The organism is Phenylobacterium sp. GW821-FHT12F10, from assembly GCF_058806695.1.
In genome coordinates this window covers 1626770-1642463 of record NZ_JBXAPY010000001.1, presented here as the reverse complement: position 1 = coordinate 1642463, position 15694 = coordinate 1626770, and the positions used below count along the sequence as shown (strand labels likewise).

Annotated in this window: 12 protein-coding genes; 4 read left to right on the top strand and 8 right to left on the bottom strand. The window is 69.6% G+C overall.

Going from position 1 to position 15694, the window contains the following annotated elements; all coding sequences use genetic code 11:
• Positions 1-55 precede the first annotated feature (55 nt).
• The 5 genes from ntrX to dusB form a co-directional block, all read right to left on the bottom strand.
• On the bottom strand, positions 56-1447 hold the full coding sequence (gene ntrX / locus AC1RN5_RS08230; protein WP_421931454.1) for a nitrogen assimilation response regulator NtrX: 1392 nt from the start codon (positions 1445-1447) through the stop codon (positions 56-58).
• Complete coding sequence (locus tag AC1RN5_RS08225; RefSeq protein ID WP_493040719.1) at positions 1437-3674, bottom strand: sensor histidine kinase NtrY-like; 2238 nt, start codon at positions 3672-3674, stop codon at positions 1437-1439. The genes ntrX and AC1RN5_RS08225 overlap by 11 nt, the downstream gene beginning before the upstream one ends.
• An 85-nt stretch (positions 3675-3759) precedes the next feature.
• Positions 3760-5190, bottom strand: a complete 1431-nt coding sequence (locus tag AC1RN5_RS08220; RefSeq protein ID WP_304701655.1) for a sigma 54-interacting transcriptional regulator — start codon at positions 5188-5190, stop codon at positions 3760-3762.
• On the bottom strand, positions 5187-6308 hold the full coding sequence (locus AC1RN5_RS08215) for a two-component system sensor histidine kinase NtrB (protein WP_493040718.1): 1122 nt from the start codon (positions 6306-6308) through the stop codon (positions 5187-5189). Before AC1RN5_RS08215 ends, AC1RN5_RS08220 begins: the two co-directional genes overlap by 4 nt.
• Positions 6305-7315 carry a tRNA dihydrouridine synthase DusB gene (dusB, locus tag AC1RN5_RS08210; protein WP_493040717.1) on the bottom strand — a complete coding sequence of 337 codons (1011 nt, stop codon included), beginning with the start codon at positions 7313-7315 and terminating at the stop codon, positions 6305-6307. Before dusB ends, AC1RN5_RS08215 begins: the two co-directional genes overlap by 4 nt.
• A 92-nt stretch (positions 7316-7407) precedes the next feature.
• Here dusB and AC1RN5_RS08205 point away from each other — a divergent pair, with 92 nt between their 5' ends.
• Positions 7408-8553 carry a bifunctional 2-C-methyl-D-erythritol 4-phosphate cytidylyltransferase/2-C-methyl-D-erythritol 2,4-cyclodiphosphate synthase gene (locus tag AC1RN5_RS08205; protein WP_493040716.1) on the top strand — a complete coding sequence of 382 codons (1146 nt, stop codon included), beginning with the start codon at positions 7408-7410 and terminating at the stop codon, positions 8551-8553.
• Here the strand turns inward: AC1RN5_RS08205 and AC1RN5_RS08200 are convergent.
• Complete coding sequence (locus AC1RN5_RS08200; protein ID WP_493040715.1) at positions 8550-10847, bottom strand: fused MFS/spermidine synthase; 2298 nt, start codon at positions 10845-10847, stop codon at positions 8550-8552. The genes AC1RN5_RS08205 and AC1RN5_RS08200 overlap by 4 nt on opposite strands.
• An 83-nt stretch (positions 10848-10930) precedes the next feature.
• On the opposite strand from AC1RN5_RS08200, the gene AC1RN5_RS08195 reads away from it, so the two are divergent.
• A complete protein-coding gene (locus tag AC1RN5_RS08195; RefSeq protein WP_421931460.1) occupies positions 10931-11422 on the top strand; it encodes a CinA family protein in 492 nt (163 codons plus the stop codon).
• Here the strand turns inward: AC1RN5_RS08195 and AC1RN5_RS08190 are convergent.
• Both AC1RN5_RS08190 and lipA read right to left on the bottom strand, forming a co-directional pair.
• Positions 11419-11862 carry a type II toxin-antitoxin system RatA family toxin gene (locus AC1RN5_RS08190; protein WP_493040714.1) on the bottom strand — a complete coding sequence of 148 codons (444 nt, stop codon included), beginning with the start codon at positions 11860-11862 and terminating at the stop codon, positions 11419-11421. The two genes, AC1RN5_RS08195 and AC1RN5_RS08190, sit on opposite strands and share 4 nt — an antisense overlap.
• Positions 11863-11866: 4 nt before the next feature.
• Positions 11867-12829 carry a lipoyl synthase gene (lipA, locus tag AC1RN5_RS08185; protein ID WP_493040713.1) on the bottom strand — a complete coding sequence of 321 codons (963 nt, stop codon included), beginning with the start codon at positions 12827-12829 and terminating at the stop codon, positions 11867-11869.
• Between the two features lie 153 nt (positions 12830-12982).
• On the opposite strand from lipA, the gene AC1RN5_RS08180 reads away from it, so the two are divergent.
• A complete protein-coding gene (locus AC1RN5_RS08180) occupies positions 12983-14002 on the top strand; it encodes an alpha/beta fold hydrolase (protein WP_493040712.1) in 1020 nt (339 codons plus the stop codon).
• 98 nt (positions 14003-14100) lie between these two features.
• Positions 14101-15657: an AMP-binding protein gene (locus tag AC1RN5_RS08175; protein ID WP_421931464.1), complete on the top strand. Its 1557-nt coding sequence runs from the start codon at positions 14101-14103 to the stop codon at positions 15655-15657.
• Positions 15658-15694: the final 37 nt, after the last annotated feature.

Sequence of the window (15694 nt, the reverse complement as noted above, 5' to 3'; positions counted from 1 at the left end):
GTGAGCTTCAAAGGATTTGGGATGCGGCCTGCGAAGCCTTGGCGTAGCAGTCCCATCAGGCGTCCTCTTCTTCCACGGGGCGAGCGCCGGACAGGCCCAGCGACTTAAGTTTACGATGCAGGGCCGAGCGCTCCATGCCGATGAAGGCCGCGGTGCGCGAGATGTTGCCGGAGAACCGCAGCATCTGGGCGTTGAGGTACTCCCGTTCGAACACCTCGCGGGCCTCGCGCAACGGCAGGGCGATGATCCGGTCGGCGCCCAGGGACGAGCCCTGGTCGGAGGGCGACGAGTCCCCCGGCAGCATGTCGGCGCTGATCGGCTCGCTGGGATCGCCCGAGGCCAGGATCAGCATGCGCTCCACGTTGTTGCGAAGCTGGCGCAGGTTTCCGGGCCAGGCCTTGACCTGCAGGGTGGCGAGCGCGTCGTCGGCGAGCCTGCGGCGCGGCATGCCGGTCGCCTCGCAGATGCGCTGGATGAAATAATCCACCAGCTCCGGAATATCCTCCCGGTGCTCGGCCAGGCCCGGGACGGTCACGGGCACCACGTTAAGGCGATGGAACAGGTCCTCGCGGAACCGTCCCGCGGCGATCTCCTCGCGCAGGTCCCGCGAGGTCGACGAGACCACCCGGACGTCCACCTGCACGTCATTGTCGCCGCCGACCCGGCGGAACCGCTGCTCCACCAGCACCCGCAGGATACGGCTCTGGGTCTCGAAGGGCATGTCGGCCACCTCGTCCAGATAGAGGGTGCCGGTGTGGGCGCGCTCGAAGACGCCGATCTTGGCGGGGCGGCCGTTCTCCGCCTCTTCCCCGAACAGCTCCAGGTCCATGCGCTCGGGGGTCATGCCGGCGGCGCTGATCACCACGAACTCGGCCTTGGCCCGGGCGCTGGCGGCATGGATCATGCGCGCGACGGTTTCCTTGCCGGCCCCGGGGGGACCGGCGATCAGGACGCGGCTGTTGGCGCCGGCCAGCTTCGGAATCAGGCTGCGAAGTTGCTGGGTGGCCATGGACCTGCCCACCAGGCCGTCGGGCATGATGGCCTGGGTCCGCAATCGGCGGTTCTCGCGCTTCAGGCTGGTGGTCTCGAGGGCCCGCTCGACGGTCAGCAAGAGCTTGTCCGACTTAAACGGCTTCTCCAGGAACTCGTAGGCGCCGCGCTTGATGGCGCTCACGGCGGTCTCGATATTGCCGTGGCCGGAGATCATGATCACCGGAATGTCGGCGTCCAGGGTGCGGAGCATGTCCAGCAGCTCCAGCCCGTCCATGCCCCCGCCCTGCATCCAGATGTCGAGGATCAGCAGGGCCGGCTTGCGGGCCCGGATGGCGGCCAGCGCCGACTCCGAGTCGTTGGCCGTGCGCACGGCGTAGCCTTCGTCCGACAGGATGCCGGCCACCAGCTCGCGGATGTCCGCCTCGTCGTCGACTACCAGAACATCAGCCGCCATTGGTCACCTCTAAGCCGTGATCGTCGGTGACGGCGCTCACCCGCGCCGTCGTCGGAAGTTTCAGGAGCGCGCGCGCGCCACGTCCGCGCTTCGCGTCGGTCAGAATCAGTTCGCCGCCGTGGTCCTCGAGGATCCGCTTGACGATGGCCAGACCAAGGCCCGTGCCCTTCTCGCGGGTCGTGACATAGGGCTCGGTCAGGCGGTCGCGGTCCTTCTCGGGCAGGCCTACGCCGTTGTCCTCGATGGCGACGCAGACGCCGGAACCGTCGGAGATCAGTTCGGCGACGATCCGGCCCTGGGGCTCGGGCTCGTCGGCCACCCGGGCGGCCACAGCCTCCGAGGCGTTCTTCAGGATATTGGTCAGGGCCTGGGCCAGCATGCGGCCGTCCGCCATCAGGGTGGTGGCCGGCAAGGGCTCGACCAGGTCAATCTCGATGTCGGGGGTGGCCACCCGCTGGGCGAAGACCCCGGCCCGCAACAGCTCCACCAGGTCCTGTTCGGCGAACTTCGGCGCGGGCATGCGGGCGAAGGACGAGAATTCGTCCACCATCCGGCCGATGTCCCCCACCTGGCGCACGATGGTGTCGGTGCAGCGGTCGAAGATCTCCAGGTCCTCGGCGGCGACCCCCTTGCGGAACTTGCGCTGCAGACGTTCGGCCGACAGCTGGATGGGGGTCAGCGGGTTCTTGATCTCGTGGGCGATGCGGCGGGCGACGTCGCGCCAGGCGGCGTTCCGCTGGGCGGAGACCAGGCGGGTGATGTCGTCGAAGGTCAGGACCAGGCCGCTCTCGCTGCGGCTGGCGCGGACTCGCAGGCGGCGGGTCTCGCGGTCGCGCTCGACGTCCACCTCCTCCTCGGCCTCGCCGGCCTTGCGGGCGTTGTCGGCGATAGTGACGAACTCCGGCGCGATCTCCGCCAGCTTGCGGCCGCGCACCGGCGCCTCGCCCAGGCCCAACAGTTCGCTGGCTTGGCGGTTGGCCGCGGAGATGCGGCCCTCGGCATCCAGGCCGATCACGCCGGCGGACACTTCGGCCAGCACGGTCTCGATGAACTGACGATCCTGATCGGCCTCGTCCCGGGCCCGTTGCAGGGCGGCCTGCTGAGCCTGAAGATCATGCGTCATGCTATTGAATGCGCGAGACAAGACCGCGATCTCATCAGGATCGTTCTCGGCATCTACCCGTGCCGTCAGGTCGCCGCTGGCCACCCGGCCGGCAGCCTGCACCAGGCGGCCCACGGGACCGGAAATCGCGTTGGCCGCGGCCATGCCCAGCCAGACGGCTCCCACCAGGACCAGCAGGGCGGTCTCCATGTAGGACAGGGCGAACACCGCCTGGATCCGCTGCCGGCTCTGGGCGGCCTCGCGATAGGAGACCAGGGAGGCGTCGGCGTCGGTCAGGTGGTTGATGATCCCCTTCTCCACCGGCCGGGCCACGTAGAGATAGGCGTCGGGATAGGCCGACAGCTTGTAGACGGCCCGCATCAGGTCGGCCGAATCGAAGGCCGGCACCGAGATGTCGCCCTCGTCGGCGGCCTTGAAGCTGGAGTCCGGCGGCGTGACATAGGCCGGGGCGTCGCCGGCCTCGGCGCGGGCCAGGACCCGGCCCTCGCGGTCGATGAGATAGGCCGCCGGGAAGGCGTGATAGGAGGCCTGGTAGGCCAGGAAGTGGCTGAAGGTGATCGGGCTGGACTGCAGGGCCGGGGCGGCGCGGTTCAGGTCCACGGCCATCAGGGTCACGTGGTCGCCGATGTAGCGCTTCTGGTCCTCCACATACGACCTCGCCACCGTCGCGGAGTTCTCCACCACGGTCTGCACCCGTTCGGAGAACCAGTTCTCCACCCCGCGATTGACCAGGACGCCGTAGAACAGCGCCACCACCACGGCCGGCGCCACGGCGGCCAGGGCGAACAGAGCGACGAACCTCAGGTGCAGGCGGGCGCCGGCGTCCATGGAGCGCGCGTCCAGCAGGGCCACCAGCCGCGCGCCCATGATCCCGGCCAGACCGAGGATCAGCACCAGGTTGAAGCCCAGCAGCACCAGGATGTTCTTGCTGGCCGGCGCCAGGGGGCCGGTCTCGGGGGGCGAGGCGGCCAGCAGGATGGCGACGCCGGTCAGCAGCAGGGCCAGCGCATAGCCCCCGCCAAGCACATAGCGTGACTGTATCGCCCGCCACAGCCGCGCGGCCGGCGCTCGAGGATTCTCGCCGTCGTGGGTCAGGGACGCCATAACGCGGCGACCCTAGGCGGAACTGTGCTCGCAACTCAACAGGTTGTTGCGAGAATGCTTCACATCCGCGTCAGGAACCCGACCCTCAGCGACGCCCGCGCGCCATCTCCACCCCGAGGTCCTGGATCTTCTTGCGCAGGGTGTTGCGGTTGAGACCGAGGATCTCGGCTGCGCGGACCTGGTTGCCCCGAGTCGCCGTCAGGGTGAGCTGGATCAGGGGACGCTCGATCTCCTCCAGCACCCGGTCGTAGAGCCCCGCGGGCGGCAGGCCGTCCGGTTGCTCGGCGAAGTAGCCGCCGAGGTGACGTTCCACCAGGGTGGCCAGGGTGACCGGCCCCTCCTGCCCCTGGACCTGGGGCTGCTGGTCGGCCAGTTCGCGTTCGACGATGCGGGCGCTGATCAGCTCCTCGGCGTAGAGGGCGCAGATGCGGCGGATCAGGTTCTCCAGCTCGCGGACATTGCCCGGCCAGAAGTGCAGCTTCAGGCGCTCCAGGGCCGCGGCGTCGATGGTCTTCGACGGCAGGCCTTCGCGGTTGGCCCGTAGCAGGAAGGCCCGCGCCAGGTCCGGGATGTCCTCCACCCGGTCGCGCAGCGGCGGCAGGCGAAGCGGCGCGACATTGAGCCGGAAGAACAGGTCCTCGCGGAACAGACCCTGTTGGATCAGGCCGCGCAGGTCGCGGTTGGTGGCGGCGATGATCCGCACATTGGGCCGGCGGCCGGTCTTGGGGTTGAGCGCCGGCTCCGAACCGTCGATGACGCGCAGCAGGCGGGTCTGGGCGTCCAGCGGCATGTCGCCGATCTCGTCCAGGAACAGGGTGCCGCCGTCGGCCTCCACCAGCTTGCCGTGGTCGCCGTCCTCGCGTCCGAACAGCTCGGTCTCCACCCGCTCGCGCGGCACGGCGGCCAGGTTGATGACCACGAACTTGCCGTCCTTGCGGCGGCCCATCTCGTGCAGGGCGCGGGCCACCAGCTCCTTACCGGTGCCGGACTCGCCCAGGATCAGCACGGTCAGGTCGGCGCCCACCAGGCGGGCGATGGTGCGGTAGACATCCTGCATCGGACCCGAGCGGCCGATCAGCGGCAGGCGTTCGTCGCGCACGGCGCGGGCCTGGGCCTTGGAGGCCTCGGAGTCCGCGGGCTTGGCGAGCGCCCGGCGCGCGGCCGAGGTCATGTCGTCCAGATCGAAAGGCTTGGAGATGTAGTCGAAGGCGCCCACCTCGGCGGCGTTGACCGCCGTCAGCAGGGTGTTCTGGGCGCTCATCACGATGACCGGCAGCTTGGGGCGGTCCTTGCGGATGCGCGGCAGTACGTCGAAGACGTTCTCGTCGGGCATCATCACGTCGGTGACGACCAGGTCCCCTTCCCCGTCGGAGACCCACTTCAGCAGCGTCGTGGCGTTGCCGGTTGCGCGCACCTGATAGCCGAGACGGGTGAAGGCCTGGCTGAGCACCAGACGGATCGAGGAGTCGTCGTCGGCGATCAGGATCTTCTTGTTGGCGTTGGCGATCGCGTTCATGCCGAGACGTCCTCTTCAGATGCGATGGGGAGCAGCACGCGGAAGGTCGTGCGTCCAGGCTCGGATTCGAAATCGATCAGGCCGCCGTGTCCGGAGACCAGCTTGGAGACCAGGGCCAGGCCGAGGCCCGCCCCATTGACCTTGGTGGTGACGAAGGGTTGGAACAGGCTTTCGCGCAGGTGGGCGGGAATGCCGGGGCCGTTGTCCTGGATGCGGATCTCCAGGGGCGCGCCGCGCAGGGCCTGGCCCTTGGCGGCCCGGACCCGGACGCCGTGCCGGTAGGCGGTGTGGATGGTGACCTCGCCGCGGTTGTCGCCCCGACTGTGGGCGGCCTCCGAGGCGTTCTTCACCAGGTTCAGGAAGATCTGGATCAGCTGGTCCTCATCGCCGTAGGTCAGAGGCAGGGAAGGATCGTAGAGGTCCTTCAGCACAAGGCCGTCGGCGAAGCCGTTGACCGCCAGGGCCCGGACGCGGTCCAGCACCTGGTGGATGTTGATGGGCGAGCAGACCGGCAGGGCGTCGTCGGAGAAGGCCTCCATCCGGTCCACCAGGCGACGGACGCGGTCGGTCTCGTCGACGATGAGCTGGGCGAGCGGGGTGTCCTCGGCCTTGGCTCCGGCCTTCAGAAGCTGGGCCGCGCCGCGGATGCCCATCAGCGGGTTCTTGATCTCGTGGGCCAGCATGCGCCCCAGGCCCACGATGGTGCGCAGGCCGGCGGCCTCCGCGCCGGTGCGTTCGCCGCCCAGGGCACCGCCCTTGACGTGCAGGGTGAGCAGGACCGAGCCGTCCCCCAGGGGGGCGGCCGCCCCGTCGGCCTCGAACGAGGGGTGACCGAACAGGCTGATCTCCACCCCGCGCTCGCGGACGGGAGCGTCTTCCTCCAGGGCCCGGTTGAGCAGGGAGACCAGGGCCGAGCCTTCCGGCAGGGCGGCGCCGAAGCGGCCGCGGGTCAGCAGGCTGAGCCCCTGGCCGAACAGGGCCTCGGCGGCCTCGTTGACCGCCACCAGGGCGCCGTCGGCGTTCACCACCAGAGCCGGTTCGGGGGAGAGGTCGAAGGCCGCGGCCTTCAGGACATCCAGGTTGACGCCGCTGCTTGCGGCCCGTGTTCGACTGTTCATGCCGCCAATCTCGTTTGAGGATCGCGCCAGAGCGCGATCAGGCCTTCCTCGACCAGGGCGGGATCCTCCAGGCGGCAGAGCACCGATCGGGCGCTCTGCCTGGCCTCGGCCTGCATGGGCCAAGGCGCGTTATCGACATAGGACGCCAGGTGCTTGCGGAAGATCCGCAGGCCCAGGCGGTCGCCATAGAAATTCAGGCTGTCCCGGAAATGCTCCAGGGCGATGCCCAGGCGGGTCTCGGCGTCGGGCTCGACGAAGGTCCCGCCCTTGAGCTCGGTCTCGATCTGGGTGGCGACCCAGGGCCGGCCATAGACGCCGCGGCCCACCATGACGCCGTCGGCGCCGGACTGGGCCAGGGCCTCGCGGGCGGTGACGCCATCGACGATGTCGCCATTGACGATCACCGGGATGGAGACGGCGTTCTTCACGTCACGGACGGCCGACCAGTCGGCGACGCCCTTGTAGAACTGGCTGCGGGTGCGGCCGTGGATGGTGACCGCCTTGGCGCCACGGGCCTCCGCCATGGCGGCGATCTCCGGCGCGTTCCTGGAGGCGTCGTCCCAGCCCAGGCGCATCTTGACGGTGACGGGCACGTCGACGGCGTCGACGGTGGCGGCGATCAGGGCTTCGGCCAGGGCCGGCTCACGCATCAGGGCCGAGCCGGACTGGGCGCCGCCGGTGACCTCCTTGGCGGGGCAACCGAAGTTGAGGTCGATGATCTGGGCGCCGGCCTGGGCGGCCAGGACCGCCCCGCGGGCCATGTGGACGGGATCGCGGCCGACAAGCTGGACCACCATCAGCGGCAGCCCCTCCCCCACCGCCGCGCGACGAACCACGTCGGGCCGGCCGCGGGAGAACTCGGCGCAGGCCACCATCTCGGTGGCCACATAGGCGGCCCCAAGCTTGCTTGCGGCCTTGCGGAACGGAAGGTCCGAAACGCCGGTCATGGGCGCGATCCACGCCCGCCCCGACACCTCGACATCCCCGACTGCGAGCGTGTTGCTCATTTTGTAATCAACCCCATCGCCGCCTTTTTAGGCAATTGTTGCGGCGCCGTAAAGCCTAGACAGGACACGATCGCCCTCTAAACAACGTCGCCATGAACTTTTCTGCCGTCGTTGTCGCCGCAGGCTCGAGCACCCGGGCCGGGCCCGGAGCGCCCAAACCCTGGCGAAGCCTGGGCGGGCGGCCGATTCTGCGCTGGTCGGTGGAGGCCCTGGCCCGCGCCGGAGCCCGAGAAATCATCGTGGTCACCGCCGGCGAGCGCATGAGGGATGCAACCGAGGCGCTTGCCGGACTAACGGGCTGGAAGGCCGTCGCCGGCGGCGCCACGCGGGCTGAGTCGGTGCAGGCCGGCCTCGCCGCCCTGTCGGCGACCGACGACGAGACCGTGCTGATCCACGACGCGGCCCGCCCCTTCGTGACCACGGCGCACATCGAACGCCTGCTGGCGGCCCTGACCGGCGTCGACGGCGCCGTTCCCGCCCTGCCCGTCGCCGACACCCTGAAGCGCGGAGCCGACCTGATCACCCAGACGGTCTCCCGTGAGGGCCTCTGGCGGGCCCAGACGCCCCAGGCCTTCGGCTACCGCACCTTGCTGGACGCTTACGCCGCCTGGCCCGCCGACGCCGAGCCCACAGACGACGCCGCTGTCGTGGAACGGGCGGGCGGCAAGGTGGCCCTGATCGCGGGCGATCCCCGGCTGATGAAGCTAACCTATCCGGAGGACTTCACGATGGCGGAGCAGTTGGCCGGCGGCCGCCGGATCACCCGCACCGGGTTCGGGGTCGACGCCCATCGCTGGGGTCCGGGCGAGGCCGTCTGGCTGTGCGGGGTGAGGATCGACCACGACCAGACCTTGATCGGCCACTCCGACGCCGACGCCGGACTGCACGCGCTGACCGACGCCCTGCTGGGCGCCATCGGCGAAGGCGACATCGGCGAACACTTCCCGCCCAGCGATCCGCAATGGAAGGGCGCGTCCTCCGACCGTTTCCTGGTCCACGCCGCGGGCCTGGTGGCGGCCAAGGGCGGCGCGATCGTCAATGTCGACGTCACCCTGATCTGCGAACGCCCCAAGATCCGCCCGCACCGCGACGCGATGCGCGCCCGGCTGGCGGACCTGCTTGGCCTGCCCCTGGACCGGGTCAGCGTGAAGGCCACCACGACCGAGGGGATGGGCTTCACCGGTCGCGGCGAAGGCCTGATGGCCCAGGCGGTCGCGACCGTGGAGACGCCCCTCTAGGGGAGCCAGGCCCAGCGTTCCTTCATGCGTCCGTGGAGCGCCCCGATCAGGTTGGTGTAGTCGTCGGTCCAGGGGCGGACGAGCACGGGCTCCGTCGGCTTCCAGCGGGGATCGGCGGCGAAGGACGCCAGGGCCTGAGCGTTGCGGGCCACGATCAGAGCGTCCTCGGAGGACTCCCACAGCATGGGCGAACTCTTGGCCGCGTCGTGCCGCTGCAGCAGGGCCTCGCCGCCGGCGGCGTAGGCCACCGCCATGGCCGGGCTGCGCAAGTCGAGGTTGCGGTTGGACAGGTGCAGGATCAGCACCCCGTCGGGCTTTATACGGGACAGGTAGCCGCGCATGGCCTCGACGGTCAGCAGGTGAGCCGGGACGCTGTCGGAGGAGAAGGCGTCGATCAGCAGGATGTCGAACTGGTCCCTGGGCTGCTTGGCCAGGGTCAGGCGGGCGTCGCCCACCACATAGTCGATCTTCCCCTTGGCGCAGGTCGTCGTGTAGCTGAAATGGGCCGGATCGCTGGAAATCCGGATCACCAGCGGATCGATCTCGAAGAAGGTCAGCCGGTCGCCCGGGCGCGTATAGGCGGCCACCGCGCCGGTCCCGAGGCCGACGGCGCCGATACGCAGGGCCGGCTTGCGCCGTTCCACCTCGGTGAAGACCTGACCGATCGGCGTCTCCGGGGCGTAATAGACCAGGGGGCGGCAGCGCCAGCGCGGATCCTGGGCCTGGGCGCCGTGCAGGGTGGTGCCGTGGGAGAGCATGCGCACGGCGCCGCCCATCTCCGGGAGCTTCAGCTCCGACTGCCGCACCACGCCGAAGAAGCTGCGCCAGCTCTTGAGCACGTCGACCTTGTCGCCGGCCCCCTCGGCCGCCAGCGAGATGATGGCGATGAGGCCGAAGAAGACGATGCCCCGACGGCGGACCAGGAAGGCGCAGACCACGGCGGCGGCCAGGCACACCTTGACCAGGACGAGCATCAGGTCGTGGCCCGTGGTCCCCATCAGATGGGCCCGGCCGATCTCGCCGCTATAGGCGGCCATGGTGGCCAGGGGCGCACCCGCCGCGGCCAGGCACCCCAGGGCGAGGGTCACCCAGCGCCAGCGCTCCACCGGCCCTTCGCCCCAGGGTCGGACCAGACAGGCCAGAGCCAGGATCAGGGGATACTCCCAGACATTGTTGAAGATCACCGGGGCCAGGAAGGCGTTGAACCCGCCGCCCACCACGCCGCCGAAGGACATCCAGAGATAGAATCCGGTCAGGTGTCCGGGCGCCGGGCGGCGCGCCACCAGGGCCTGGTGGCACATCAGGGCCGTCAGGAAGAAGGCCGAGAGGTGGATGAACAGCTGCAGGAAGAGGTTGCTGGCCTTGAAGGGCAGGATCGAGGCGCAGGCGGCCACTGCCGCGGCCTGCAGGATCAGGGTGGTCTGCTCCGACATCGCGGGCTTGGTCGAGAACGCGATGATGAAGGTGACCAGATAGAGCGCCAGCGGGATCACCCACAGGAAGGGCGCCGAGGCCACGTCCGTGGCCAGGTGGGTCGTCACCCCCATCATCAGGCTGGAGGGAATGGCGGCCAGCACGACCCAGGTCAGACGATCGCGCCAGCTGGGCGCCGCCTCGGCGGTGTCGCCCGCCGCGACCACGACCGGGGTGGTCTCGCCCCCGGCGCGGGTCACGAAGATCATGAGAGCGGCCATCAGCAGGACAAAGGCCCCGTAGCCCAGGCTCCAGCCAACGGCCTGGCCGTGCAGGGTCGCCAGCGGCTCCACCAGGATCGGATAGGCCAGCAGGGCCAGCAGGCTGCCCAGGTTGCTGGCGGCGTAGAGGGCGTACGGTTCGCTCCCGGTCTCGGCATGCAGGGTGCGGGCGTGCCAGGCCTGGGCCAGCGGCGCGGTGGCCGACAGCACGGCGAAGGGGGCGCCGATGGAGACGGTCATCACCCCCAGCAGCCAAAGGGCCGGGTGCTCGGAACTGGGCGCGCCGAACACCCCGGTGACGTGCAGGGGCAGGACCAGGGCCGCCAGCACCATGGCGGCCAGATGCAGTCCCGCCTGCAGGCGGATGGACCGGACCCGCTGCAGCAGGTGGGCGTAGCCGTACCCGGCCAGGAGGGCGGCCTGGAAGAAGGCCAGGCTGGTGTTCCAGATCGACGGCCCGCCGCCCAGCAGGGGCAGGACCAGCTTGGCGATCATCGGTTCGACCAGGAAGACCAGGCCCGCACTGGCGAAGACGGTGATGGCGAACAGGGCCGGCGATCGGTCCGCGGCGGTATTGGCGGCGGCGTCCTGCGTGGTCATGTCTCGAATCGTCTTGTGTCCGGGGTCGCGGCGATGTTGTGGTCTCGCCTCACCCTTGCCTAGCTTTGTCGGAGTCACGCCGCATGTTTTCCCTCGAGATCGAGACCCTGGCGCGACTGCTGATCGACGAGGCTCGCGAGCGCAACCTGCGCATCGTCACCGCGGAGAGCTGCACCGGGGGGTTGGTGGCCGGGGCCATCTGCTCGATCTCCGGCGCGTCGGACGTCTTCGAGCGCGGCTTCGTCACCTACACCAATCGGGCAAAGCAGGAACTTCTCGGCATTCCGGGCGACCTGCTGGCCGACCTCGGCGCTGTCTCCGAGCCTGTGGCCCGGATGATGGCGGAGGGCGCCCTGGAGGCCTCGAACGCCCACATCTCGGTGGCCATCACCGGCGTGGCGGGTCCGCACGGCGGCACCTCGTTCAAGCCGGTGGGCACGGTCCACATCGCCACGGCGCGGACCAACCACGGCCTGATGCACCGCCAGGAATTCTTCCAGTACGAAACCCGTTCGGAGATTCAGCTCGCGGCGGTCCAGGCCGCCCTGCAGGCCCTGCGCGACCGGATGACCTAGTCGTAGAGCGCCTTGGCGCGGGCCTCGAAGCATTCCATCAGCTTGTCGACCGCGTGGCCGAAATTGGCGGCCAAAAGGGCCTCCAGCATCCTCGACTTGAACGCGAACTCGATGTCGAACTCGACACGGGTTCCGACGGGGTCGGGCTCGAACCGCCACTGGTTGCGCAGGGTCTTGAACGGCCCCGACAATAGGGCGACGTCGATCTGACGGCCGGCCGGATCGCGCCGCACCCGGGTGGAGAAACTCTCCTTCAGGAAGGCGAAGCCGACCCTGGCCTCGGCGTCCACCCAGCTCAGGCCCTGGCTGTCGGTGCGCGCGTTCCAGGTCCGCATGCCTGTGACCCAGGGCACGAACTGGGGATAGGACTCCACGTCGCCCACCAGGGCGAAGAGCTGCTCCGGCCCGTAGGGCAGCGTCTTGGTGACGTGATGCCGCAAGCGCTTAGGCCGCGGCGTCCTTGGCCCGGCGGGCGGCCTGCAGCTTGGCGAAGTCCTCGCCCGCGTGGTGCGACGAGCGGGTCAGCGGGCTGGCCGAGACCATCAGGAAGCCCTTGGCCCGCGCGATCTCCTCATAGGCGTGGAACTCGTCGGGGGTCACATAGCGATCGATGGCGGCGTGCTTGCGGGTCGGCTGCAGGTACTGGCCGATGGTCAGGAAATCGATGCCGGCCGAACGCATGTCGTCCATCACCTGCATGACCTCTTCCTTGGTCTCCCCCAGACCGACCATCAGGCCCGACTTGGTGAACTGCTCGGGGTCGCGCTCCTTCACCCGCTCCAGCAGGCGCAGGGAGTGGAAGTACCGCGCGCCGGGACGGATCGAGAGGTAGAGGCGCGGCACGGTCTCGAGGTTGTGGTTGAAGACGTCGGGCTTGGCGTCGATCACCAGCTCCGCCGCGGCCACCGGCTTGCGCAGGAAGTCCGGGGTGAGGATCTCGATGGTGGTGGCGGGCGCCGCCGCGCGGATCGCGCGCACCACGGCGGCGAAGTGGGCCGCGCCCCCGTCGGCCAGGTCGTCGCGGTCCACCGAGGTGATGACCACGTGCTTCAGTCCCATCTTGGCCACCGCGTCGCCGACGCGGGCGGGTTCGGTGGGGTCCAGGGGCTGGGGCTTGCCGGTGATGACATTGCAGAAGGCGCAGGCCCGCGTGCAGGTGTCGCCCATGATCATCATGGTGGCGTGGTTGATGGACCAGCACTCGCCGATGTTCGGGCAGGCGGCCTCCTCGCAGACCGTGGTGAGGCCGTGTTCCTTCACCGTCGCCCGCGTCGCCGCGTAGCCTGGGGAGCCCGGCGCGCGCACGCGCAGCCACTCGGGCTTGCGCAGCATCGGCGTGTCGGGCCGGGACTGCTTTTCGGGGTGTCGCGGCCTTGCGCCGGTGACGGTGTCGATGACGGTCGCCATGACCCCTAGATCGGCGTTCGAGGCTCTCGGATCAAGCCGTGATTGAGCGGCCTTGCGCCACGGCGGCGATCTGGGTTCAAACACGGCATGGTCCGCGCGTTCGCCGTCGCCGCTCTGCTCCTGTTGCTCGCGGCGTGCGGTCGGAGCGATGTGATGGGCCCGTTCGCGGAAAGCCGGGCGCCGCCGTCCCTCAGCCCGCGCTTCTATCCGCCCGAGGGCTGGGCCTGGGGCCTGATCCAGACTGGCGGCAAACCCGCCCAGCGCTACGGCGTCGCCGCCGGCTGGCGGGCGCCGCGGGCGACGGTCGTGATCCTGCCGGGGTATGGGGAATCGGCCGAGGCCTGGTTCGAGACCGCCGCGGACCTGATCCGCCGCGGCTACACCGTCTGGATCCTGGAGCGCGCGGGCCAGGGCGGCTCGGCCCGCTACACCCTGCCCCGCGACCTGGGCTTCGTCCCCAGCTTCGATCCGGATGTCGCCAATCTGCGGGCCCTGGTCCGGGTGGTGATCCGGCCGACCGACACCAAGCCCCTGATCCTGCTCGGCCACGCCGACGGCGCGATCGTCGCCCTGCGGGCCGTGGAGACGGGGCTGAAGGCCGACGGGGTGATCGTCTCCGCCCCAGCCCTGGCGCCCAAGGCGGTGAGCGCCGACTCCGCCCAGGCCCTGGCCGGACGGGCCGGACTGGGCCGTCTGCCCTCCCCCGACTGGCGGCCCTGGAGCCGCTCGTCCCCGGACGCCCGGGGCCAGGGCCTCACCCACGACGCCTGGCGGGGACGGGTGCAGCAGGCCTGGCAGACCGCCAATCCCGACCTGCGCATGTCTTCGGCCAGCCTGGGCTGGCGCGGCGCGCACCAGGCGGCCAGCCGCGCGGTGGAGACCGACGTCGGGTTGGTGAAGGCCGACGTCCTGATGCTGCTGCCGGCGCGCACGGCAGCCTCCGACCTGGCCCTCTGCAAGGCCCTCCCCCGTTGCCGCTCCGTGGCCATTCCCGGCGCCTGGCCGGCCCTGCACCTGGAACAGGACCGCTTCCGCCAGCCCTGGATGGACGAGGTGAGCGGCTATATCGCCGCCAAGGTCGAAGCCGAACGCGCCGCCGAAGTCGCGCCGCGGGCGGCCCCAACCCCTGTCCCCGCCGCGATTCCCGAGGAAAATTCTCCGCCTACCCCGTGAAACCACCTCACGGTTTGTAACGTATCCTTGCAATGGCGACCCCCGACGATAGGCTTAGGTTCCAAGAAACGGCGATCCGATCGGGGAGGTCTTCGCCTTTGTCGCGTACATTTGATCCGCTTGAGAGCGAACGAACCCTGTTCGACGCTCTGCTCGACGCTCGCGCCAGGTACGGCGCGAAGAAGCTCATCCTGGAGGACCAGGAGCGCAATCCGCTGTCCTACACCGACCTTGTCCGGGCCGCCTTCGCGCTCGGCCGCAAGATCGCGGCGATGACGGAGAAGGGCGAACGGGTGGGTGTCATGCTGCCCGCCAGCTCGGCTGCGGTGGTGACCTTCTTCGCCCTGCACGCCTTTGGCCGCGTGCCCACCATGCTGAACTTCACGGCCGGAATCCGGAACCTGAAGGCGGCCTGCAAGCTGGCCGGGGTCAAGCGGGTGTTGACCGCCAACCGGTTCATCGAGCAAGGCCAACTTCACGATCTGATCGACGCCCTGGAGGAGGTCTCCACCGTCACCTACCTGGAGGACGTGCGGCAGAAGATCGGCCTGGCCGACAAGCTGTTCGCCGCCACCGCCGCGGCCTTCCCCAAGCCCTTCGTGGCCGAGACCCAGCCGGGCGATCCGGGGGTGATCCTGTTCACCTCGGGCAGTTTCGGCGCCCCCAAGGGGGTGGTCCTGAGCCAGGCCAATCTGGTGGCCAATGTCTACCAGATCGCCGCCCACATCCCGCTGGATCCGGACTGGGTGATGTTCAATCCCCTGCCCACCTTCCACTGTTTCGGCCTGACGGGCGGCGCCCTGCTGCCGATCCTGACCGGCATGAAGGCGTTCCAGTATCCCTCGCCCCTGCACACCAAGGTCATCCCGCCGCTCCTGAAGGACTCCAAGGCCTCGATCCTGCTGGCCACCGACACCTTCCTGAACCAGTACGCCCGCGTCGCGGAGTACGACGAGCTGGCTAACCTGAAGTTCATCGTCTGCGGCGCGGAAAAGGTTCGGGAAGAGACCCACAACCTCATCCGCGACAGGTTCGGCGATGTGCCGGTCCTCGAGGGCTACGGTGCCACGGAGGCCGCGCCGGTGATCGCGGTCAACAAGCCTATCGACAACCGCCGCGGCACCGTCGGCGGCCTGCTGCCGGGCATCCAGACGCGCCTGGAGCCGGTGGAGGGCATTCCCGGCGGCGGCCGCTTCTATGTTCGCGGTCCCAATGTGATGAGCGGCTATCTGAGGCCCGACGGCTCGGTGGAGCCGCTGGCCGACGGCTGGCATGACACCGGCGACGTCGTCGACATTTCCGACGACGACTGGGTGACGATCCGCGGCCGGGTGAAGCGCTTCGCCAAGGTCGGCGGCGAGATGGTCTCCCTGACCGCCGCGGAGGACCTGGCCGTCGCCGTCTGGCCCGAAAGCCGTCACGCGGTGATCGCCATGCCCGACGCCCGCAAGGGCGAGCGCCTGATCCTGGTCACCGACCGCCGCGACGCCGATTCGACGGCCCTGGTGGCCCACGCCAAGGCCATCGGCGCCTCGGAGCTGAACGTGCCCAAGAAGATCATCAAGGTTCCCGAAGTGCCCGTCCTGGGCACCGGCAAGACCGACTATGTGGTGATCCAGCGCATGGTTGAGGCCGAGGGCCGCCGCGCCGCCTAGCTTGACGGATGGTCGGGGATGGCGGCTCCTCTTCGCT

What these genes read in the sequence shown, in the direction of transcription:
- AC1RN5_RS08180 (WP_493040712.1), top strand. Translation starts at nt 12,983, where the DNA reads ATGGGCCCGTTCGCGGAAAGCCGGGCGCCGCCGTCCCTCAGCCCGCGC.
- AC1RN5_RS08200 (WP_493040715.1), bottom strand. Translation starts at nt 10,847, where the DNA reads ATGACCACGCAGGACGCCGCCGCCAATACCGCCGCGGACCGATCGCCG.
- AC1RN5_RS08215 (WP_493040718.1), bottom strand. Translation starts at nt 6,308, where the DNA reads ATGAACAGTCGAACACGGGCCGCAAGCAGCGGCGTCAACCTGGATGTC.
- lipA (WP_493040713.1), bottom strand. Translation starts at nt 12,829, where the DNA reads ATGGCGACCGTCATCGACACCGTCACCGGCGCAAGGCCGCGACACCCC.
- AC1RN5_RS08220 (WP_304701655.1), bottom strand. Translation starts at nt 5,190, where the DNA reads ATGAACGCGATCGCCAACGCCAACAAGAAGATCCTGATCGCCGACGAC.
- ntrX (WP_421931454.1), bottom strand. Translation starts at nt 1,447, where the DNA reads ATGGCGGCTGATGTTCTGGTAGTCGACGACGAGGCGGACATCCGCGAG.
- dusB (WP_493040717.1), bottom strand. Translation starts at nt 7,315, where the DNA reads ATGAGCAACACGCTCGCAGTCGGGGATGTCGAGGTGTCGGGGCGGGCG.
- AC1RN5_RS08225 (WP_493040719.1), bottom strand. Translation starts at nt 3,674, where the DNA reads ATGGCGTCCCTGACCCACGACGGCGAGAATCCTCGAGCGCCGGCCGCG.
- AC1RN5_RS08195 (WP_421931460.1), top strand. Translation starts at nt 10,931, where the DNA reads ATGTTTTCCCTCGAGATCGAGACCCTGGCGCGACTGCTGATCGACGAG.
- AC1RN5_RS08205 (WP_493040716.1), top strand. Translation starts at nt 7,408, where the DNA reads ATGAACTTTTCTGCCGTCGTTGTCGCCGCAGGCTCGAGCACCCGGGCC.